16 protein-coding genes and 1 pseudogene are annotated in these 21,631 nt (G+C 70.3%); 8 read left to right on the forward strand and 9 right to left on the reverse strand.

Annotation, left to right across the window (positions count from 1 at the left end; translation table 11 throughout):
- Window positions 1-29: 29 nt before the first annotated feature.
- Complete coding sequence (locus tag UA74_RS26950) at window positions 30-1,553, reverse strand: sugar ABC transporter ATP-binding protein (protein ID WP_075765706.1); 1,524 nt, start codon at window positions 1,551-1,553, stop codon at window positions 30-32.
- A gap of 313 nt (window positions 1,554-1,866) precedes the next feature.
- Here UA74_RS26950 and UA74_RS26955 point away from each other — a divergent pair, with 313 nt between their 5' ends.
- The 3 genes from UA74_RS26955 to UA74_RS26965 all read left to right on the forward strand — a co-directional run bounded on the left by UA74_RS26955 (window position 1,867) and on the right by UA74_RS26965 (window position 4,711).
- The gene (locus tag UA74_RS26955; RefSeq protein WP_075765708.1) at window positions 1,867-3,177 is read left to right on the forward strand and encodes an AAA family ATPase; all 1,311 of its coding nucleotides are present in this window, start codon (window positions 1,867-1,869) and stop codon (window positions 3,175-3,177) included.
- A gap of 3 nt (window positions 3,178-3,180) precedes the next feature.
- The gene (locus UA74_RS26960; RefSeq protein ID WP_083683679.1) at window positions 3,181-3,795 is read left to right on the forward strand and encodes an RloB family protein; all 615 of its coding nucleotides are present in this window, start codon (window positions 3,181-3,183) and stop codon (window positions 3,793-3,795) included.
- A gap of 79 nt (window positions 3,796-3,874) precedes the next feature.
- Window positions 3,875-4,711, forward strand: coding sequence for a phosphoribosylaminoimidazolesuccinocarboxamide synthase (locus tag UA74_RS26965; RefSeq protein WP_075765710.1), 837 nt, complete (start codon window positions 3,875-3,877; stop codon window positions 4,709-4,711).
- Between the two features lie 282 nt (window positions 4,712-4,993).
- Here the strand turns inward: UA74_RS26965 and UA74_RS26970 are convergent, their stop codons facing one another.
- The 5 genes from UA74_RS26970 to UA74_RS26990 all read right to left on the reverse strand — a co-directional run bounded on the left by UA74_RS26970 (window position 4,994) and on the right by UA74_RS26990 (window position 11,694).
- On the reverse strand, window positions 4,994-6,157 hold the full coding sequence (locus UA74_RS26970) for an acyl-CoA dehydrogenase (RefSeq protein WP_075744285.1): 1,164 nt from the start codon (window positions 6,155-6,157) through the stop codon (window positions 4,994-4,996).
- A 185-nt stretch (window positions 6,158-6,342) separates the two neighbouring features.
- Window positions 6,343-7,533: an RtcB family protein gene (locus UA74_RS26975; protein ID WP_075744286.1), complete on the reverse strand. Its 1,191-nt coding sequence runs from the start codon at window positions 7,531-7,533 to the stop codon at window positions 6,343-6,345.
- A gap of 811 nt (window positions 7,534-8,344) precedes the next feature.
- On the reverse strand, window positions 8,345-8,833 hold the full coding sequence (purE, locus tag UA74_RS26980; protein ID WP_075766348.1) for a 5-(carboxyamino)imidazole ribonucleotide mutase: 489 nt from the start codon (window positions 8,831-8,833) through the stop codon (window positions 8,345-8,347).
- A 32-nt stretch (window positions 8,834-8,865) separates the two neighbouring features.
- Entirely contained in the window at window positions 8,866-10,179 is a 1,314-nt protein-coding gene (locus UA74_RS26985; RefSeq protein WP_075765712.1) for a 5-(carboxyamino)imidazole ribonucleotide synthase, read from the reverse strand.
- Window positions 10,180-10,356: 177 nt separating this feature from the next.
- Entirely contained in the window at window positions 10,357-11,694 is a 1,338-nt protein-coding gene (locus UA74_RS26990; RefSeq protein ID WP_075742720.1) for a hypothetical protein, read from the reverse strand.
- Between the two features lie 139 nt (window positions 11,695-11,833).
- Between UA74_RS26990 and UA74_RS34085 the strand changes: the two genes are divergently transcribed.
- The 4 genes from UA74_RS34085 to UA74_RS27010 all read left to right on the forward strand — a co-directional run bounded on the left by UA74_RS34085 (window position 11,834) and on the right by UA74_RS27010 (window position 17,635).
- Window positions 11,834-15,238, forward strand: coding sequence for a sigma-70 family RNA polymerase sigma factor (locus UA74_RS34085; RefSeq protein ID WP_075742721.1), 3,405 nt, complete (start codon window positions 11,834-11,836; stop codon window positions 15,236-15,238).
- 175 nt (window positions 15,239-15,413) lie between these two features.
- Complete coding sequence (locus UA74_RS27000) at window positions 15,414-15,968, forward strand: GtrA family protein (protein ID WP_075742722.1); 555 nt, start codon at window positions 15,414-15,416, stop codon at window positions 15,966-15,968.
- Window positions 15,969-16,097: 129 nt separating this feature from the next.
- Entirely contained in the window at window positions 16,098-16,616 is a 519-nt protein-coding gene (locus UA74_RS27005; protein WP_075742723.1) for a GtrA family protein, read from the forward strand.
- Window positions 16,617-16,831: 215 nt separating this feature from the next.
- On the forward strand, window positions 16,832-17,635 hold the full coding sequence (locus UA74_RS27010; protein WP_075742724.1) for a nucleotidyltransferase family protein: 804 nt from the start codon (window positions 16,832-16,834) through the stop codon (window positions 17,633-17,635).
- Between the two features lie 167 nt (window positions 17,636-17,802).
- On the opposite strand, the gene UA74_RS27015 is transcribed toward UA74_RS27010, so the two are convergent.
- Together UA74_RS27015 and UA74_RS27020 are read right to left on the reverse strand one after the other, a co-directional pair.
- Entirely contained in the window at window positions 17,803-19,080 is a 1,278-nt protein-coding gene (locus UA74_RS27015) for an ATP-binding protein (RefSeq protein ID WP_075742725.1), read from the reverse strand.
- A gap of 6 nt (window positions 19,081-19,086) precedes the next feature.
- On the reverse strand, window positions 19,087-19,761 hold the full coding sequence (locus UA74_RS27020; RefSeq protein WP_075742726.1) for a response regulator transcription factor: 675 nt from the start codon (window positions 19,759-19,761) through the stop codon (window positions 19,087-19,089).
- A 94-nt stretch (window positions 19,762-19,855) separates the two neighbouring features.
- On the opposite strand from UA74_RS27020, the gene hisN reads away from it, so the two are divergent.
- Window positions 19,856-20,641 carry a histidinol-phosphatase gene (gene hisN / locus UA74_RS27025; protein ID WP_075742727.1) on the forward strand — a complete coding sequence of 262 codons (786 nt, stop codon included), beginning with the start codon at window positions 19,856-19,858 and terminating at the stop codon, window positions 20,639-20,641.
- A gap of 719 nt (window positions 20,642-21,360) precedes the next feature.
- Here hisN and UA74_RS27030 read toward each other — a convergent pair.
- Window positions 21,361-21,627: pseudogene (locus UA74_RS27030) on the reverse strand (hypothetical protein); the annotation flags it as partial.
- Window positions 21,628-21,631 lie beyond the last annotated feature (4 nt).

Genomic DNA, 21,631 nt, shown 5'->3' on the forward strand with positions numbered 1-21,631 from the left:
GGGCGGCGTTCGCGGGGCGGCCTCCGTGCTCACGGCCGGTCCTGCCCGCCGGTCGCGGCAGCCATCACGCTGTTCTCGTCGGCGCGGTCCCTCGGGATGTCGGCGACGAGCCGTCCCTCGTGCATGACCAGCACCCGGTCCGCCATGCCGAGCACCTCCGGCAGCTCGCTGGACACCATGATCACGGCCATTCCCTCTCCGGCCAGCTCCGACAGCAGCCGATGCACCTCGGACTTGGTTCCGACGTCGATGCCTCGGGTCGGCTCGTCGACGATGAGGACGGCGGGCTCGGTGGCCAGCCACTTCGCCAGCACGACCTTCTGCTGGTTGCCGCCGGACAGCGTGGAGACCGCGTCGGAGAGTCGGCCCGCCTTCACCTGGAGCCGCCGGGACCACTGTTCGGCGTGGGATCGTTCGTCCCGGCCGGTCAGCCAGCCGAACCGGGCCAGCCGCCACAGTCGGGTGAGCGTGGTGTTGCGCTGGACGGACAGCTCCATGACGAGACCCTGCTGCCTGCGGTCCTCCGGCACGAGCGCGATGCCTGCGGCCATCGCCGCCGCCGGGCTGCCCGGCCGCAGCGGCTTTCCCGCCACCCGGACCGATCCCGCGTCGTACCGATCGACGCCGAAGATCGCGCGCACCACCTCGCTGCGGCCTGCGCCGACCAGCCCGGCGAGCGCGACGATCTCGCCGCCCCGGACCTGGAGATCGACGTCGTGGAACACCCCGGCCCGGCTCAGGCCCGTCACGTCGAGCACGACGTCGCGCAGGGGTGCCACGGTCTTCGGGAACAGGCTGGCGACCTCGCGGCCGACCATCCGGCGGATCACCGTGTCGACGCTGAGATCCTCGGCGGCGTCGGTGGAGACCCAACGACCATCGCGCAGCACGGTGATGCGCCTGCACAGGTCGAAGATCTCGTCGAAACGATGGGAGATGAACAGCACGGCCGCGCCCGAGTCCCGCAGCGAGCGGACCACGCCGAACAGTCGCTCGACCTCGATGCCCGACAGCGCGGAGGTCGGCTCGTCCATCACCAGGACGCGGGCGTCGAAGGACAGCGCCTTGGCGATCTCCACCATCTGCTGGTCGGCGATCGACAGGCCCCGCGCGGGCCGGTCCGGGTCGAGCCGGACCCCGAGTCGGGCGAACAACTCCGCACAGGACCGGCGGACGGCGCGGTGGTCGATGCGGCCCAGCCTCGTCGTGGGCTGGCGGCCCATGAAGATGTTCTCCGCGACGGACAGATCGGGGAACAACGTCGGTTCCTGGTAGATCACCGCGATGCCCGCCGCGCGGGCGGCGGCGGTGTCGGCCAGCGGATGCGGTCTGCCGTCGATCAGCAGCTCACCGGAGTCCGGGGCGTGCACGCCTGCCAGGATCTTGACCAGAGTGGACTTTCCCGCACCGTTCTCCCCGGCCAGCGCATGAACCTCGCCGCCGTAGAGGTCGAGTTCCACACCGCTCAGGGCGTGCACCGCGCCATAGGATTTGCTGACGCCGCGCAGGGATAACAACGGGGGCGGTCGGACCGCGTCGTCCTGCTCAGCCACGTCGCCCCCTGAAACGTTTCATCTCGACCTCGGCTCGGCGGACCGTATGACTGTGACTGCGCTCACGTCAAGGGGACGGGTGGCGGGTGGCCTGTTGCGGACAGCGCCGAGGGCGGGCACGGGCCGAGAGCTGCCCGTGACGACGGGGCGTCGTTGAGACCGATAGCGGGGTCGCGCGGCTCAGCCGGGTGACCTGGACAGCAGAACCACCACATCAAGCGCTCCGGCCGATACCATCGCAAGGCCGTCCTTGTCGATCAACGACGAGAAGGGCCCCGAAACTGCTGCTATGACCTGGACTGGGGAGTGAACCGTGCTGCTTCGCTTCCGGGCCGTCAATCATCGTTCGCTGCGCGATGCGGTCGAGTTGTCGCTGGTGTCCCCGTCGATGCGCGGCACGCATCCGCCGGATCAGGACTGGCGCCAGGCCACCACCAGAGTGGCCGGGATCTACGGCGCGAACGCCTCGGGGAAGTCGACCGTGCTCCATGCGATCGACTTCGCGAAGACGGCGGTAGCCCACTCGGCCACCCGCTGGGGTGATCAAGACGGATTTCCGCACCAGCCGTTCATGCTCGATCGCGAGAGCAGAAACCTGCCCTCCTCATACGAGTTCGACTTCGTCGCCGCCGGTAGCCGGTACATCTACGGGTTCGAATCGGAGCCGAACGGAATCCGCGAGGAATGGCTGTACTCCTACCCGGCGGGTCGGCGACGAGTACTCTTCGAACGCACCCGCGACGCGAAGGCCATCAAGTTCGGCCGATCGCTCGTCGGCGAGAACGCCACGATCAGCAAACTCGTCCGGCCGAATGCACTGTTCCTGTCGGTGGCCGCCAATAACAATCATCCGGTCCTGAGCGGAATTCAGCAGGAACTGTGCAAGGGATTGGACTACATCTCGCTTGACTCGCCGAACTCCGTCGCACGGCTCCGCCGGGCCGTCAGCATGCTCGAAGAGGGCGACCTCCTCGATCAGGCAGGCTCGCTGCTGCGATTCGCGGACCTCGGCATCACCGACGTGACCATCGAGTCGACGGAACACGAGGACCGGACGGCTGAGCTGATCACGAGACTCCAGCATTCACTGCCGCACCTCTCGGAGCAGTCCCCTGATCTCTCCCACTGGCGGATCATCGCCGCAGGTGACCGACAACTCCGCTTCGGCCACCGTGCAGGCGTCGACGACTCCTTCAGCCTGAGGGCAGAGGAGGAGAGCAGCGGCACGGTCGCCTGGCTAGGTCTCGGCGTCCACGCCCTGCGCGTCCTCCACGACGGCCGAGCACTCATCATCGATGAGATCGACTCCAGCCTGCATCCGACGCTGACGGCCGCGTTGATCAGCATGTTCAAGGACTCGGAGATCAACCGCAGCGGCGCGCAACTCGTCTTCACCTCCCACGACACCACACTGCTCGGCAGTCTGGTCGGCGAGGTCCTCAGCCCGGCAGAGGTCTGGTTCGCCGAGAAGAGCCCGATCGGTGTCACCGAGCTGTACTCGCTGCAGGAGTTCCCGACCCGCGAGACGGACAACTTCGAGCGGCGCTATCTCCAGGGCCGCTACGGCGCCGTGCCGATCATCGACCCGGCGCAACTGCGCGCGGCGCTCGCCGAGGACGTGTGACGCGTGGCCGCCCGACGACTCAGCGAGCGATCCGACCTGCGACGGCGCACCGGGGGACGGAGTGAACGCCGCCGGATCCTCGTCGTCACCGAGGGGACCAAGACCGAGCCGTCGTATCTGCAAGGTCTGTGCGCATATCTCCGGCAGACCGGCGTCCGGGTCTGCGGGGTCTATGTCCGAGGCGAAGGGCGCGACCCAGAGCGAGTAGTGAAGAAGGCTGCGCTGGAGACCGGTGACGGCCGGCTGGTCGGGGGTCGCGACGGATTCGAATCGGTGTGGTGTGTGTTCGACGTCGACGAGCACCGCACGTTGCAGACCGGAATCCGAGCGGCAGCTCGCCACGGATTCCACACCGTGGTGAGCAATCCCTGTTTCGAGATCTGGCTGCTCTGGCACTACGAGGACTGCCGTCGCAGTATCGACTCCACCGAACTCAGACGCCGCCTACGTCGGTATGGCATCGACAAGGCGGTGCCCAAGGACTTCTTATTCGCCAGAACCACGGTGGCCTCCGGACGAGCCGGGAACACCACCGGGGTCATTCCAGCAAACCCCGGAACCGGGATGGCGGCACTGGTTCACCACATCATGGGTGACGCTCCCGCACGTCCACGATGACCAGGATGCGGTGCGGGTCCCGACCCATCACCCGGCCCGGCAGCCTGGTCCACCACGAGTACATCAGCGAGGAAGTCAGATGAAGAAGATCCACTCCGGCAAGGTGCGCGACCTGTACGAGATCGACTCCGATCTCCTGCTGGTCGCCTCGGACCGGGTGTCCGTGTACGACGTCTCGCTGCCGACGCCGGTGCCGGACAAGGGCGCCCTGCTGACCCGGCTCTCCACGTGGTGGTTCGAGCAGCTGAGCGACGTCGTGCCGAATCACGTCATCTCGGCGACCGACGTGCCCGCCGAGTTCGCGGGCCGGGCGCTGCGCTGCAAACCGCTGACCATGATCCCGGTGGAGTGCATCGCGCGCGGCTACCTCGTCGGGTTGGGGCTGCGCGAGTATCAGAAGAACGGCACCGTGTCGGGCGTCGCGCTGCCCGAGGGACTCGTGGAGGGCAGCAGGCTCCCGGAGCCGATCTTCACTCCGACGACCAAGGGGTCCGACACCGGGCACGACGAGTTCATGACCTTCGCGGAGGTCGTCGACCTGGTCGGTCCGGAGCTTGCCGACCGGTTGCGGGACCTCACGCTCGAGATCTACTCGCGCGGCGCCGAGCGGGCCGCGCAGAACGGCATCATCGTCGCCGACACGAAGCTGGAGTTCGGCCGGGACTCCGACGGGGTGCTGACGCTGGCCGACGAGGTGCTCACCTCCGACTCCTCCCGCTTCTGGCCCGCCGACGACTGGGAACCGGGTCGCCCGCAGCACGCCTTCGACAAGCAGATCGTCCGTGACTGGGCGACGAGCACCGGCTGGGACAAGACCCCGCCCGGACCGGCGATCCCGGCCGAGATCGTCGCCGAGACGCGCGCCCGGTACACGGCGGTGTACGAGCGCATCACCGGGCAGCGCTGGACCGGCTGAGCCCTACCGCGGCCAGCCCGGTCGGCGTGCGCGTGTCGTCGCAGGTCGACGACACGCGCCGGTGCTCTGGAAGGGAACCGTCCCTTTCGGCGGTGTCGGCCGGAGACCCGTCAACTCGGGGTGAGACCGGGCGGACAGCGCGAGCACGTCGGCTGCGGGCAGCGGACGCGGTGGCCCTGAACCAGGCACCCGTTCACCGGCCCGACTCTACGATCCGCCCGGCCCGGCGGCGGCCTGATCATGAGGGTCTCGCTGATCAGGCCCGCCACCGCCTAGCGAGATCTAGCGCTTGAGCAGGTTCCTGGCCATCACCATGCGCTGGATCTGGTTGGTGCCCTCGTAGATCTGGGTGATCTTCGCGTCGCGCATCATCCGCTCCACGGGGAAGTCACTGGTGTAGCCCGCCCCGCCGAAGAGCTGGACGGCATCCGTGGTGACCTCCATGGCGACGTCGGAGGCGAAGCACTTCGCGGCGGCGGAGACGAAGCCCAGGTCGCCCTCGCCGCGCTCGGCGCGGGCGGCCGAGACGTAGACGAGGTGCCGGGCGGCCTCGATCTTCATCGCCATGTCGGCGAGCATGAACTGCACGCCCTGGAAGTCGCTGATCGGCTTCCCGAACTGCTTGCGGCTCTTCACGTAGTCGATCGAGGCGTCGAGCGCCCCCTGGGCGATGCCGAGGGCCTGCGCCCCGATGGTCGGCCTGGTGTGGTCCAGGGTCCGCAACGCGGTCTTGAGGCCGGTGCCCGGCTCGCCGATGATGCGATCGGCGGGGATGGTGCAGTCCGCGAAGTGGATCTCGCGGGTCGGCGAGCCCTTGATCCCGAGCTTGCGTTCCTTGGAACCGACCTCGAAGCCGGGATCGTCGGCATGGACGACGAAGGCCGAGATGCCGTCGGACTTCTTCGTCGCGTTCGGATCGGTGACCGCCATGACCGTGTACCAGGCGGACTCCCCCGCGTTGGTGATCCAGCACTTGGTGCCGTTGAGCACCCAGTGGTCGCCGTCGAGCCGGGCCCTGGTGCGCATCGACGCGGTGTCGGAGCCCGCCTCGCGCTCCGACAACGCATAGGAGATCATCGCGCCGTCCGAGGCGAGTGTCGGCAGCACCTGCTGCTTCAGCTCCGCAGAACCCGCCAGCAGGACGGGCACCGAGCCCAGCTTGTTCACGGCGGGGATCAGCGAGGAGGACGCGCAGACCCGCGCGACCTCCTCGATGACGATGCAGGTCGCGACCGAGTCCGCGCCCTGACCGCCGTACTCCTCGGGGAGGTGCACGGCGTGCAGGTCGGCCTTGGTCAACGCGTCCCGCGCCTCCTGGGGAAAGCGCGCCTGCTCGTCGACCTCGGCGGCGTGCGGGGCGATCTCCTTCTCCGCGAGCGCCCGTACCGCCTCCCGCAGGGCCTCGTGCTCGTCAGCGAGTTGGTAGGTACCGAAGCCAGAGTTCACTCCCACGCCTCCTGTTACCGCCGAGTAACAACACTGTCGTCCGCGATAGTAGCCCCGATGTGAAGGTTCGTTAACCCACCCGGGGCGTGTCGACGAGCAGGCTGCTGGCGGGTCGGCGCAGCAGACCGACCCGACGACGGCAGCCGGGTACGCGCGACGATCGGTCTTCGGTGCGCGGCAGCAGCTCAGCCCTTGACGCAGACGACCTGCTTGAGGTGTGCGACCACCGCCACCAGATCCTCCTGTGCCTTGATCACCTCGTTGATGTCCTTGTAGGCGGCCGGGATCTCGTCCACCACGCCCGCGTCCTTGCGGCACTCCACGCCCTCGGTCTGCGCGGCGAGGTCGGCCGCCGAGAACAGCTTCTTCGCCTTGTTCCGCGACATCCGGCGCCCGGCGCCGTGCGAGGCGGACTGGAACGAGCCCTGGTTGCCCAGCCCGCGCACGATGTAGGACCCGGTTCCCATGCTGCCCGGAATGATGCCCAGCTCCCCGGAACCCGCACGGATCGCGCCCTTGCGCGTCACCAGGAGGTCGACGCCGTCGTACCGCTCCTCCGCAACGTAGTTGTGGTGGCAGGAGACCTCCGGATCGAACCGGACACCGGGCACTGTCGCCCGCAGCGCGCCCTTGACCAGTGCCATCATCGTCGCCCGGTTCCGCAGGGCGTACTCCTGCGCCCAGTACAGGTCCCGCCGGTACGCCGCCATCTCCGGCGTCGCGGCGAGGAACACGGCGAGGTCCCGATCCACCAGGTTCTTGTTGTGCGACAGGGACTGCGCGATCCGCACGTGCCGCTCGGCCAGCTCCTTGCCGATGTTGCGCGAGCCCGAGTGCAGCATCAGCCACACCCGGCCCGCGTCCGGACCGCCCTGCTCCAGGCAGACCTCGATGAAGTGATTTCCGCCGCCCAGGGTGCCGATCTGCCGAGCGGCCCGATCCCGCCGATGGTGGACGCCCTCGTGCAGGTGGTCGAAGCCTGCCCAGAAGTCGTCCCACCCGGCCGTCCCCGGCACCCGAGCCGGATTGACCGGGTCGTCGTGCAGGGCGAAGCCGACCGGCACCGCCGCCTCGATCCGGCTGCGCAGACCGCCGAGGTCGGCGGGCAGGTCGTGGTCGAACAGGGAGGTCCGGACGGCGGACATGCCGCAGCCGATGTCCACTCCGACTGCGGCGGGCGAGACGGCGTCGCGCATCGCTATGACGCTCCCGACGGTCGCGCCCTTGCCGAAGTGCACGTCGGGCATCACGGCGAGGCCGTGCAGCCACGGCAGGTTCGCGACGTTGCGGAGCTGGGCCATGGCCTGGGGCTCGATCTCGTCCGGGTCGGCCCAGGCACGAATGGGCACGCGCTCGCCAAGGATCTGGGTGTACATGATCGCCTCACGGGGGTCGGTGGACCGCACGATCGCGGACCAGAGCGAAGAACAGCGTCACCGACGGCTGCGGCAGACGGCGCGATCCGACGGTGACGAGTCAGGAAGAGTGCACGCGGTCGCGGCGGGACTCGCCCGGCGACACGGGCCGTTCCGAAGGGAAGCGTCCCGAGGACGTCCGCAGGTCGGGGCGGCGCTACGCGGGCCCCGCGCCGACGCTCAGCGTCGAAGACAGGCGGAGGATCGTCGAGACAGACCGCGTTGTCGTGGGGGACATCGCCGCGCGTATTTCCACGGCATGGCGGTCCCTCCTTCGACTCGGCTGCGGTTCGGCAGTCCGACGGTGTGTGATCCACAATTCCCGCTCGGCGCTTGTGGGGCAACCGATTTTCCGGCCTCGGCCGTGGAACGACCTTCACCTGCGAACGGCGTCGTCCGACGAACGGCCTCGGGGCCGCCGCTCACATCAGCGTGAACGGCGCGGACAGGTCTCGTCGAACGCGCCCCGGACGCGCGGGCACGCCGGACGATGGGGCCACAGACGCCTTGTCCGGGGCGAGCGCGCGCTGCGGGTCGTCGAGGGACGATGCTTCACGGCGGCGAGGTTGCTGCAACCCGCCGCATAAGCGAAGAAGCCTCGTCTGCACCCCGACCGCCACGATCCGACTGCCCGAGGTCATCTGACGCGACAGCGGCCGACCGGCGAGCCGCCACGTCGGCCTGGCCTGCCGGGCAGTGCCGCCGGGACAGGTGCGGGCCGCGCACCCGGCAGGCACCCGCCCGCCCGGTCGTCCGCGCGGCCTCGAAGGACTCAGCCCTGTTCGTGGCGGGTGCGCAGCGCAGCGTCCTTGTCCAGCACCAGCTGCTCCAGATCGGCCTGGAAGCCTGCCATCGCCTGACGCAGCCGCGCCGCGTGCTCGTCGGCACCGGCACCCAGCGTGCGGACCGCCAGGAGGCCTGCATTGCGTGCGCCCCCCACCGACACGGTCGCCACCGGCACGCCTGCGGGCATCTGCACGATCGACAGCAGCGAGTCGAGACCGTCGAGATGCCGCAATGGCACCGGGACGCCGATCACCGGCAGCACCGTCGCAGAGGCGACCATGCCGGGCAGGTGCGCGGCACCGCCCGCGCCCGCGATGATCACTCGCAGCCCCCGGTCGGCGGCCGACCGGGCGTAGTCGATCATCCGCTGCGGGGTGCGGTGCGCGGAGATCACCGCGACCTCGTAGGCCACGTCGAACTCGGTCAGCGCGGTCGTCGCCGCCTCCATCACCGGCCAGTCCGAATCGCTGCCCATGATCACGCCGACCAGGGGGGTGGGCTTGGCCGTCACCGCTGTTCTCCTCCGTGAATGTCGTAGCCGTCGGTCCACTGCGCGTGCGACAGCCAGTGTGCGGCCAGCCGCGCCCGCACCGCGACGGAGTCGGCGTCGTCGCCGAGCATCGTGACATGTCCGACCTTGCGGCCAGGACGCTCGGCCTTCCCGTACAGGTGCACCTTGGCATCGGGATAGCGGGCGAACAGGTGGTGCAGCCGCTCGTCGACCGACATCGCGGGCTGCTCCGGCGCGCCGAGCACGTTGGTCATCACCGCCGCAGGCGCCACCGGATCGGTGTTGCCGAGCGGATAGTCCAGCACGGCCCGCAGATGCTGCTCGAACTGCGAGGTCCTGGCTCCTTCGATGGTCCAGTGCCCGGAGTTGTGCGGTCGCATCGCCAGCTCGTTGACGACCAGGCCGTCCGGGGCGAGTTCCCGCCATCCGGCGTCGTCGGCAGGCCGCGAACCGGTGCTCGTGTCGTCGTCGGCGCCTGTCGCCTCGTCGGCTACGGCGGGGCCAGAGCGGTCCAGCTCGAACAGTTCCACCGCCAGCACGCCGACCACGTCCAGTTCCTCGGCGATCCGGAAGGCGATCTCCTGGGCCCGCGCGGCGGTGGCGGTGGCCAGGCCGGGGGCGGGCGCATGCACCTCGACGCAGATGCCGTCGGTCTGCACGGTCTGCACCACCGGCCACGCCGCGCCCTGGCCGAACGGGGAGCGTGCCACGACCGCGGCCAGTTCCCGCCGCATCGGCACCTTCTGTTCGACCATCAGCGGCGTGCCCGCCGCGAGCAGCTCCGTCGCCAGGTGCGCCGCCTCGTCGGCGTCGGCGGGCATCCATACGCCTCGTCCGTCGTAGCCGCCCCTGACCGCCTTGAGCACACAGGGCCAGCCGTGCACCTCGCCGAAGCGCACCAGGTCCGCAGCGCTGGTGACCTCGACGAACTCGGGAACCGGCAGGCCGAGTTCACGGAGACGGCGCCGCATCACCAGCTTGTCCTGGGCATGGATCAGCGCGTCGGGTCCGGGCCGGACCGCGATCCCCTCCGCCACGAGTCCTCGGAGCAGGTCACCGGGCACGTGCTCGTGATCGAAGGTCACGACGTCGCAGTCGGCGGCGAACGCACGCACCGCGTCGGGATCGGTGTGCGCGCCGATGGCGACGCCCGGCGCCACGAGTGCGGCCGGGTCGGTCTGCGAAGCGGCGAGCACCCGGAGAGACTGCCCGAGCGGGATCGCGGCCTGGTGTGTCATCCGGGCGAGCTGGCCGCCGCCGATCATGCCGACGACGGGCATCGATCCCTTATTCGTGCTGCTGGTGCCCACGGGCGCGGAAGCCTACCCGGTGGCGTCTCGGGTGTCGCCGCATGCCGGTCGCCTGCGCCCCGCGCTTGCATCGCAAGGGGCTCGAACCGCGCCGCCCGGAGCGACCGACGGCGTCCTGCCTGCCCCGGCCGGGCTCGAGCGGCGGGCACCGCGACACTGCGGACCCGACCGCTCGGATCAGGACTGGGGCGGCGGTGCGGACAGCCTGCGCAGCAGTTCGGGAACCTCCTCCCACCGGGTGGGCAGCGGCTCGCGCCAGACCAGCACGGGGCCGCACTCTCGATCGGCGACCGCGACGCGCAGCCCGCGTTCCACGAGCCAGCGGGCGGTCACCACGTGCAGCGGCAGTCGTCGGTCGGCCCGCGCCAACACGACTGCGGCGGAGGGTCCGAGCAGCGCGCGGGTCTCACCGCCGTCGAAGGTCCGCGTCAAGGCGTCGCCGACCATCACCATGGCCAGACTCCTCGGCCATCGTGGTGCCCGCCGCAGGTTCACCGTCGTCACCACCAGAGCGAAGTCCTCGCCGGGCGGCCTGCCGGTCGCCGTCGCCTCCTGATACAGCTCGTGGAGCCTGCGGCGGAGGTAGCCCTCGGTGGCCAGCCCGGTGAGCCCGTCGCTGGCCTGCTGCTCGACAAGCCTGCCGACGGCGGCCTCTGCCCAGCCCAGGGCGACCGCACGCATCGCGGCGGCGGGCACGACGAACGAGGCCGCCCCGTCGGTCCGCTGTAGGCGGGCCGCTGTCGCGTCATCCTCGTCGACCGGGCCGCTCGACTCCGCCCGGACTGTCGTCTCCGGCGCGGTCTGCTTCCCGCGTCCGGCCTCGACGTCTCTCGCAGGCTCGCGTGTGGCGGGCCGTGCGACATTCGGACAGAGCAGGCGGCTGGACCAGGTCACCACGTTCGAGGACGGCAGGCAGGACGAGGCCGGTTCGCGGTTCGCGTCGACGAGCCGAGGTGCGAGGGCGGCGGCACCGACGTCCTCCCGAGTCGAGCCGTCGGCCTCCTGCCGGGCGCCCGGGTCCTTCCCGGCCGCAGCCTCCGCGCGGAGCCAGACCCCCGACGGCTCATCGCGCGACGCGGGGGCCAGGATCGAGTACAGCGCCGCGAGATCGCCCAGGGTGGCGGCCAGGTCGACGCCGTCGTCGGCTCTGACGGCACCGAGCGCCGCCAGATGCGGGGTCGGATCACGCAGGCTCGCGAGAGCCAGGCACACCGCCCGTGCAGGCAGCCTCGGCCAGTCGGCGGGGAAGGGCCAGCCCGCCGCGAGACTCGCCGACCGCCAGCGCGCGTACATCGATCGAGCCGCCGTCCGGGCCGCGAGGCCCCGCCCCGGATCGTTCTGCCGCCGAGTCATCGCGCCGACCGGCGCGCCGAGGCCGTTCGCCGCCGGACCTGCGGTGTCCGGAGTACCCGACACGCCCGAGGCAGCAGGCAGTCGGCGTCCGTCAGTCGCATCGCCCGCAGTTCGCGCGACCGTGCGGCCTGCCGGGTCTCCGGTGCCGTCCGTGTCGTCCATGTGATCGACAAGGCTCCTCCTTTCGCCGTATCGGTGTGACGACGAGCACCGGCGGCCATGACGGAGGGGTGCCTAGTACATTGCGGAGTCGATTGGTCACACTGGGTGCGTCATGATGTAGACAGGGAGGTCATCCGGCGTGGCGATCGTCTCCTCCGAATTGCCAGAACCGACCGATCAAGAACTGATCGAGGCCGTCCGAGCGGGCTCTGTCGAGGCCTACGGATCGTTATACGAGCGGCACGTCTCGGCCGCGTACAACCTGGCACGGCAGCTGGCCAGATCTCCAGCGGAGCAGGACGACTTCGTCTCAGACGCCTTCTCGAAGGTGTTGGACCGCTTACGCACCGGCAACGGCCCCGACGTCGCCTTCCGCGCCTACCTGCTGACCGCCCTGCGGCACGCCGCCTACGACCGGACGCGCAAAGAACGCCGCGTCGAGGTCTCCGACGACGTCGCATCGGTGCCCGGCGTCGACATCAGCGTCCCCTTCCACGACACGCCGATCCAGGATCTGGAGCGTTCACTGGCCGCGAGGGCGTTCGCCCGACTGCCGGAGCGCTGGCGGACCGTCCTCTGGCACATGGAGGTCGAGGGCCAGTCGGCGGCCACCGTGGCCCCCCTCCTCGGACTTACCCCCAACGGAGTCTCCGCGCTGGCCTATCGGGCCAGAGAAGGCTTACGACAGGCTTACCTCCAGGTCCACCTCGCCGAGACCCAGACGGAACGCTGCCGCGCCGTAGTGGAGCGCCTCGGCTCCTGGACCAGGGGCGGATTATCCAAACGCGAGACCACGCAGGTGGAGACGCATCTCGACGACTGCGCCCGCTGTCGGGCGCTGTCCATCGAACTCATCGACCTCAACGGAACCCTGCGCGAGGTCGGCATCCTGATCCTCGGCGCAGGCGCGGGCGGTTATCTCACGGCCGTGTCCGCAGGCACCGTCGGCGGCACCGGTGCGGCGGTCACCGGCACGATCACGGCAGGTGCGGTGACCGGTGCCGTGAGCTCGGCGCCTCGACAGTGGCTCACCGCCGCCGCGTCGAGCGTCGCACTGGCGGCAGCGGTCGTCGCGGCGCTGCTCTCCGACACCGCACCCCATCCCGTGGCGCAACCGACGCCGCCCGCGGTGGAGCAGCCCGCCCCGCAGGCGCCCGCCCCACCGGACCAGCCCGCTCCCCCGCTGCCGTCGCCGAACTCGCCACCGGAGTCGCCGCCCGGCGAACCGACGGAACCGCCGCCCGCGGAGGCCCCGCCCGCCGAAGAATCCGCCGAGCCCGTCCTCGACATCACCACGCCGACGGAGCCGCTGATCCTGTTCGCGGGCGGCGTGGCAGGCGCACTGCCCGTGACCGTGACCAACACCGGCACGGCTGCGTCTCCCGTCGTGGTCGCCTCCCTGGACCTGCCGCCCGGCATCTCCGCCTGGATCGCGGGCTCGACCACGCCATCGGCGACGACCCGGCCCGTCGCCCTCTCGACTGCGACGACGGCCACCGCCCGGACCACGCACCTCCCGACCACGGCGGACGATCGGGCCGCCGCCGAGGTCACCTCGATCAGCGCAGCCCTGACGAACGGCAGGCCATCGATGCTCCCCCCGCAGCCGGGCGACGTCGGACGCTCGTCGGCGACGGCCGCCGCCCGACAGTCCGCGGGCCAGGAGATCGGCTGCACGAACGGCTCCGGTTCCATCCGGTGCGCCACCGCACGCGGTCTGAACCCCGGTGAGAGCGTCGTCTTCGACTTCGAACTCCAGGCGGCGGCTGACGCGCAGAGCGGTCGGGTGACCGGGACGATCGACGCGGGCGAGGCGTCCGCCATCGAGCTGACCGCCGTCTCCGTCGAGGTCCGGCAGCCGGTCGACGCCCTCGACCTCGCCGCAGAGGTGGGTCAACGGGTGGAGGCCGGCCTGCCGTGGACGGGCCGCGTCGCGATCCGCCTGACCAACACGGGCACCACCACCAGACCTGCCGAGGTCGAGCTCACGGCGCCCTGGTGGTTCATCCCCGACGGTCTGCCGCCGGAGTGCGCGGCCGCCGACTCCTGGGCGACCCCGGGCAAGACGAACCTCACCGGCAGCCAGCGGATCACCTGTCGTAGCCCGCAGCCGCTCGCGCCCGGTGATGTCTTCACATCCGATCTGGACTTCATCAGGGCGCTGCTGGTCAGCGGCACGGTCGAGGTCGAGGGGCGGCTCGGCGAGGCAAGCAGGCGGGTGGATGCGGCGATCGCCTCCCCGAGCCTCCGACCGACCCTCGATCACACTCCCGAGGTGCTGACGGCCGACGGCTCGCCGGACGCGCTGACCTACAGCGTGCGCAATGACGGACGAGGGGGCTCGGCACCGGTCGAGATGACCGTGCAACTCCCCACGGGGGTCCACGCCGAGGGGACCTCGGGCCACGACTGCCTGCCCGAGGCGAACGTGATCCACTGCCGCAGCGAGTCCGGGGTGCCACCGGGCGCGGCGATGCCGTTCGACTTCCGCGTTCGGGCGGTGGACCCCGCCGAGTCCGGGCTGGTCGGCGGCGCGATGCACGCCGGGCCGGGGACCGACCGGCCGCTCCCGGTCGGGCGGATCACGGTGGCCGAGCCGCCGAAGCTCGACGCGGTTCACGTGGAGGCCGCAGCCGACGGTCCGTGGGCGCTGCCGACCAGCCTGGGCGACCCGCACTGGACGTACTACACGAAGGTCGGAGTCAGGACCGCGAACACGGGAGACTCCGAGGGGCCGGTGACGGTCACGCTGGACCTGCCGCCCGGCGTCGGGATTCATTCCTGGCACGGTCTGCCCCTGCGCGCCGACGCCGTGTCCGGTCAGACCGCGCACCTGCTGCGCTGCCGAGCGCAGGGTGAGCCGGTGGAACACCTCAGCCCGACGCTGTCGCCCGGCCAGACCCACGACTTCACCGTGCGGCTGTGCACATCCGGCGGGACGGAGCCCCCCGCCCCGGCCGAAGTCGCCGTGAGCGCCGCTTTGGGCACCGCCGGGCAGGAGGCGTCCGTCCAGGTCCCCTGGAGCCCGCAGTGGCCCTGGCAGCACCCAGAGACAGCCCCGCAGCAGCATTCCCCCGACCCGGTGGAGCCTGCGGTTCCGTCCCCGGCGGCGCCCGCCGAGCCCGAGCCCGCCGAGTCGGAACGACCTGCCGAGCCCGGCGAGGCTCCGGAACCCGGTGAGCCCGCTCGTCCCGCCGAGCCGGTCTTGCCCGCCCCGCCCGTCGATCAGATAGTGCCGCCCACCACCGCGATCCCGCCGATACAGGTTCAGCCCGCCGAGCCTCCGACGCCGTCCGACCGCATCGTGACACCCGAGTCCGGCGGCTCTGCGGACTCCGCCGAGCCGACGATCCACGACGAGACGACGCAGCCCGCCCCTGCCAAGCCGAGACGGGCCGAGCCGGGACCGGCCGTGCCGCCCGGCACCGAGGGGGCGACGCCAGAACCCGCCATGTCCTCGCGACGCGGGGAGCCGACCGCCGAGGCCGCCCCGAACCAGCCGGGTCCGGCCGAGCGTGGTCTTCTCGGAGTACTCCATCGGTGATCACCTGATCTGGTGGAATCGAGAGCCGAGGCCGCCGACCGACCGGCACGGTGCGAGCGACTGCCGTGAATCCGACCGTCGGCGGCCCGGTGCAAGGGGGCCGAAAACGAGGCCGACGACACTCACAGCCACGGGAGCACCTCCCACAGCGGCCGTGCTTTCGTAGACTGCGGCGGTGTCGGTTGTCGAAAATGTGCTCAATCGTGTTCCGGAACCGCTGCGATCATTCGCGTTGCGGCATAGAGAGCTCGTGAAGTTCGCGTTCGTCGGCGGCTCGGCGTTCTTGATCGACAACCTGGTCTTCTACACCCTGAAGCTGAGCGTGCTGTCGGCGAAACCGGTCACCGCCAAGGTCATCGCGGTGCTCGTCGCGACGATCTTCTCTTATGTGCTGAACCGGGAGTGGTCGTTCCGAACCAGAGGCGGTCGAGACACACCGCACGAGGCGGCCCTGTTCTTCCTGGTGAGCGGGGTCGGGGTCGTCATCAACACGGCACCCCTCTACATCTCGCGATATGTGTTCGATCTTCAGGTTCCCGAGGTGAGCCGGTTCACCCAGGAGGTCGCCGACTTCAGCAGCGGTCAGATCATCGGCACCCTGATCGGCATGGGCTTCCGCTGGTGGGCCTTCCGCCGCTTCGTGTTCCCGCAGGAGAACGTCCGGGCCCGACCGACCATCCCGTCCTACGACCAGGACCCGCCCGCCGAGGAGGAGCCGCTCCGATCCTGAGGCCGATCCCGACCGGATCAGGGGCCGCCCCTGAACGCCTCCTCCCGCCCACCGGGCGCGTGACATGCGACGATGATGATGTTCGGACTGTCGAATCAGGCTCGTATAACGGTTCCGTAGACTGCGCGGGTGGCGCTGGTCGAGACCGTTGTCAACCTGGTACCGAGATCCCTTCGAAGTCTGGCGTTGAAACACCAGGAACTGCTCAAGTTCGCCGCCGTCGGCGGCATGACGTTCCTGATCGACACGCTCATCTTCTACGCACTCAAGCTGACGATCCTCGAACCTCACCCGGTGACGGCCAAGATCATCTCGGTGCTGGTGGCCACGATCGTCTCCTACGTGCTGAACCGGGAGTGGTCGTTCCGAACCAGGGGTGGCGGCCACGAGAGACCGCATGAGGCGGCCCTGTTCTTCCTGATCAGCGGGATCGGCGTGATCATGTACGCCGCTCCACTGTGGATCTCGCGCTATGTGCTCGGCTTCGACGAACCAGCGGTGAGCAGGCTCACCGAAGAGATCGCGGACTTCGTCAGCAGCAGCATCATCGGCACTCTGCTCGGCATGGCATTCCGCTGGTGGGCCTTCCGTAAATTCGTCTTCACCGGCCGAGCCGATCGCAGCGAGGACAGTCCGGCAGGCTCATGACCGCACCTCGGATGACATTCTCGACATCGCGAGCCGCCCGGTCGAATTCCCGTGTGAACGGGGCGAGCAGCACATCACGGACATATCACGCCATGGCACGAGCCACCCGATCGGACCGGCTTCTCAGCGGGTCGGGGACCGAGAAGACCGCCTGACGACGGCTGATCTCCCACACCTTCTTCACCCGCGGCACCAGGTTGCTACCGTCACAACTCATGACGCAGGCGACGACGGTGCGGCAGGCGGTGATCCTGGCCGGTGGGCAGGGCACGAGGCTGCGCCCGTACACCGACACCCGGCCCAAGCCGATGATCGAGATCTCCGGCCGGTGCATCATCGACCATCAGCTCGACTGGCTGGCCGAGGCAGGCGTCGAGGACGTCGTCGTCTCGGCGGGATATCTCGCCGAGGTGCTCATCGAACATCTGGAGTCGACCGCGAATCTGCGGTCGATCCGGGTCAGCACGGTGGTCGAGGACGAACCGCTGGGGCGTGGCGGCGGGCTGCGTTACGCGGGAGCCCGGCTGCCGGACCCGACAGCCCCGTGGTTCGCCCTGAACGGCGACATCTGGACCAGGTTCTCCCTGACCGAACTGACGAGGCGCCACGTCGAGCAGGAGGCGATCGCCACGGTCGCGCTGGCTCGCCCCCGACTGCCCTGGGGGGTGGTCGATCTCGACGAGTCCGGTCGCATCAACGACTTCGTGGAGGCGCCGCTCTCGCCGTACCCGATCAACGGGGGCGTCTACGTCTTCTCCGGCGAGATCCTGGCCGAACTGCCGGCGAAGGGCGATCACGAACGGACCACGTTCCCCCAGCTCGCGGCGCGGGGCAGGCTGGCAGGCCACGAGATCACCGGGTACTGGCGCGCGATCGACACCGCGAAGGACATCCGGGAGGCCGCAGTCGAACTCGCCGAGGCAGGCGCGGCGAACGGCAAGGCCGACTCCGTGCGATCCGTGGAGACCGTGAGCCCGTCGACGACACCCGCCGCCGCGGAGTCCTCGACGGCCGACTGACGCCGCACTCATCCGCCGACCGCAGTCGAAGGTCCCGGCCGGGCGGCGGTTTCGGCCGCCGACCGCCTGCCATCCGCATTCGCGACATCCGCCCACCCGCACCGACGAGGAGCCAGCGCGCCCCTCGTCGGTGCGGGTGGGCTGAGCTCGACTCGACTCGGCTGGCGTCAGCGCGGCTTCGGCTCCACCGGCCACGGCATGCCGAGGACGTCACCGGCCCTGGGCACCAGCAGGAAGATGACGAACGTCGCCGGGCGCGCGGTGTAAAGCTCCAGCCTGCCGCCGTCCGCCTCCACCAGCGCCCTGGCCAGCGACAGTCCGACGCCGGTGGAGCCACCGCCGGAGACGCCTCGATCGAAGACGTGTCGGGACAGCTCGTCCGGCACGCCGCTGCCGTTGTCGCCGACCTCGATCATCACCATCGCGCCCGACAACCGCGCCACCACCGAGACCGTCCCGGCACCATGGATCAGCGCGTTCTCCAACAACACGCCCAGGGCCTCCCTGAGTCGCGCCGGGGTCACCCTGGCCGGGAGACTGTCGCTGATCCGCAGCCGTAGCGTCCGGCCCTCGGCGCGCAGCCGCTCACGCCATTCCGCGACGACCTCGGGCAGCTCCTCGGCGAGATCGAGCGGCTCGGCCGTCCTTGATCGAGCGGCGGTGGCCGTGGCCAGCAGATCCTCCAACACGCGCGACAACTTCTCGGCCTGCACCAGCGCGGCGCGGGCCTCGTCGCGGTTCACCGGTTGACGCGGATCGACCAGCTCTTCCAGCCGCAGCTGCAACGCGGTGAGGTGACTGCGGAGCTGGTGGGAGACGTCACCGACGAGTTCCCGCTCCCGCTCCATCAGGCGCGCCAACGCCAACGCCGAGGCGTCGAGTGCATCGGCGACGCGATCCAGCTCCACCGCACCGTGTCGTCGATTGTCGGGACGGAAATCGCCCGCGCCGAGCCGAGCCGCCCTGGCCGCGACGTGCCGCAGCGGCTCGGACAGCCGTCGTGCCGTCACCTTCGCCATCACCAGTCCCACCACCACGGTGAGCAGCACGAGCAGCAGCACCGCACCGGCCATCTGTGCCTGCGACGCCCGCAGCGGACCAGACGGGACGGCCAGGGTCACCGTCCCCTGCCGCACGATGGACGCGGTCTCGGTCACCGGGTCCGGCCCCGGGTCGGGGCCGTCCCGGACGGTGCCCATGCCCGGCAGCGACACGACGACGCTGCCGTCCGCCGGGACGGCGACCCGGATCTTGACCAGGTCGAGGGTCTCGCCCTCGGCGAGCTGGGCGTCGAGGCTGGTGGCGATCTGCTGGACACGGCCGGTGAGCTCGCGGCGGGTGACGTCCTCCACGAGCCGAAGCGAGGCGAGCCCCAGGGGAAGCCCCAGGACGACCACGGTCACCGAGACCGCGAGCAGGATCGACTGAAGGATGCGAGTCCGCACGGCCGCCTAATCCACGTTGAAACGGAACCCGACGCCGCGCACGGTCGCGATCCGCTGCTCACCGTTGCGGCCGTGCACGTCGCCGACCTTCCTCCGCAGCCACGAGACGTGCATGTCCAGGGTCTTGCTGGTCCGGTTCTCCGGAGCGTTCCACACCTCGTCGAGGATCTCGTCCCGCGTGACGACCTGGCCCGCGTGCTGCATCAGCACACGAAGCAGCTCGAACTCCTTGTTGGCGAGCTGAATCTCCCGTCCGTCGACCTGGACCCGGCGTGCCGAGAGGTCGATCCGCACCCCGTTGGCCTCCACCGAGTCGACCGAGCGCCGCCGCAGCAGTGCCCTGATCCTGGCCATCAGCTCGGCCAGCCGGAAGGGCTTGGCCACGTAGTCGTCGGCGCCTGCGTCCAGGCCGACCACGAAGTCCACCTCGTCCGTGCGGGCCGTGAGCATCAGCACCGGGATGTCCCGACCCGCCGCACGCAGCCGTCGACACACCTCGAGGCCGTCGATGCCGGGCAGACCTAAGTCGAGCACCAGCAGGTCCGCCCGGCCGGTCGTGGCCGCGTCCAGCGCGCTCGGACCGTCATCGACCACGTGCACCGAGTAACCTTCGCGCTGCAGTGCTCGGCACAACGGCTCGGCAATCGCCGCGTCATCCTCGGCCAGCAGCACCACGCTCACCCTGTCAGCCTAGAGCGTCGCGGGACGCTGCTCGGCCGGTTCGCCCAAGCACATCGGCCCCGAGCACACCGATGAGGCCGACTAGGCTCGTCGGGTGTCATCTGCCGCTGATCTCGACCTCGCCCGCCGACTGGCCGACCTCGCCGACGCCGTGACCCGCTCCCGGTTCCGTTCGCGCGACCTGCACGTGACCAGCAAGCCCGACCGGACCCCGGTCACCGATGCGGACACCGCCGTGGAGGACGCGATCCGGGCACTGCTGGCCCAGGAACGTCCCGACGATGCCGTGCTGGGCGAGGAGCGAGGCGGTACGGAGGTCCCCGGCGCCCGTACGTGGGTGATCGATCCCATCGACGGCACCAAGAACTTCCTGCGCGGTCTGCCGGTCTGGGCGACCCTGATCGCGCTCGTCGTCGACGGCACCCCCCAGGTGGGCGTGGTGAGCGCAGGCGCGTTGGGCCGCCGGTGGTGGGCGGCACGCGATCTCGGTGCCTGGACCAGCGAGGGGGACGGCGCACCGTGGCGGATCGGCGTCTCCGGCGTCGACCGGCTCGCCGATGCCTACGTGTCGACCACCCATCTCGGCAGCTGGACCGAGCATCACTCCCGGTCTGCCTACCTCGCGCTGGTGGACGCCTGCTGGGAGAACCGGGCGTTCGGCGACTTCTGGCAGCACGTGCTGGTCGCCGAAGGCGCCGTCGATCTCGCGGCCGAGGCCGTGGTGAACGCCTGGGACGTCGCCGCGGTACAGGTGATCGTGGAGGAGGCGGGCGGCCGGTTCAGCGATCTGACCGGCGTTCCCGACCACACCAGGGGCAGCGCGCTGTCCTCCAACGGACTGGTGCACGACGCGGCACTGGACCTGTTGCGCAGCAGCTGACCCGCGCGAACCGCCCGGCGGCAGGCGAGGAGGCGCAGACCACGCCCGGCACTGATCAGAGCCTGGCAGGGCCGTGCGTCGCCGCCGGGTAGGGGCCGGGTGCTGTCGCCGGTCAGGGGCCGGGTGCTGTCGAACGCGGCGCCGACCAGGCCAGGCAGCAGAGGGGCGGCGGGGATCGGCACCCCGGGATCGTCGGAGTCGGACGTCGGAACTCGGCTGTGTGGTCATGGCACGACCATGCGCGATCACCCCTTCATCGCGCCCGCCGATCGCCCAGCGCCTGTGGACAACTCGGCTATGTGGATAACCGGCTTCCCGAACGGGTGATCAGGAGCCGATCGCCTCGGTCGGTGTGCTAACGCGACCGCCAGCCGGGTAGAGCCGGACACGTCCGCCTCGGCTCTGCCGCTGGTCGCCCGCGCCGGTCAGCCGTCGAGACGCGCCGCCGAGTTACCGGTCTCCTTCGAGACCGTGAAGGTGGGGATTCCGGTGGGCGGGGTGGCGTCCGACTCGTCCGCCCGTCGGCCGGTGCCAGCCGTGCCCCCCGCTGCGGGGACGGCCTGCGGAACCGGTCCGGCTGACTGCGGCGAGGCAGGCAGGCCCGCCGCCTGTCCCGCGACCGCAGACGGGGTGCCCGGCTGAGCCGCAGGCGTGCCTGCCTGCGACGCAGGCGCCGCGGCCTGCGATCCAGGCGTCCCGGCCTGCGCAGGGGGCGTCGCCGAGGGCGGAAGCCCGATCGCGCCCCGCACCGTCTGCGTCCACGCCAGCCTGCCGAACAGGTAGAGGCACGCCACCTGCTCGTTCGTGAATCGTGCCCAGTCGTAGCGATTGCCCTGTTCCCGCCAGAAGACCTCCCAGGCAGGCTCCCCGCCCGTGCCTTCTTCCCGCAGGACGCACCAGGTGTCGTCGGCCTCGGCTCCCACCGAGACGACCTGGGTGGGCACGCCGATCCTGACCAGCCAGTCGAGCAGCGAATCCATGTTCATCGAG

Source organism: Actinoalloteichus fjordicus (assembly GCF_001941625.1).
GTDB classification, from domain to species: Bacteria; Actinomycetota; Actinomycetes; order Mycobacteriales; family Pseudonocardiaceae; genus Actinoalloteichus_A; species Actinoalloteichus_A fjordicus.

Coding starts and splice junctions, on each gene's coding strand:
- UA74_RS26965 (WP_075765710.1), top strand. CDS start 3,875: ATGAAGAAGATCCACTCCGGCAAGGTGCGCGACCTGTACGAGATCGAC.
- purE (WP_075766348.1), bottom strand. CDS start 8,833: ATGGGCAGCGATTCGGACTGGCCGGTGATGGAGGCGGCGACGACCGCG.
- UA74_RS26975 (WP_075744286.1), bottom strand. CDS start 7,533: ATGTACACCCAGATCCTTGGCGAGCGCGTGCCCATTCGTGCCTGGGCC.
- UA74_RS27010 (WP_075742724.1), top strand. CDS start 16,832: ATGACGCAGGCGACGACGGTGCGGCAGGCGGTGATCCTGGCCGGTGGG.
- UA74_RS26990 (WP_075742720.1), bottom strand. CDS start 11,694: ATGGACGACACGGACGGCACCGGAGACCCGGCAGGCCGCACGGTCGCG.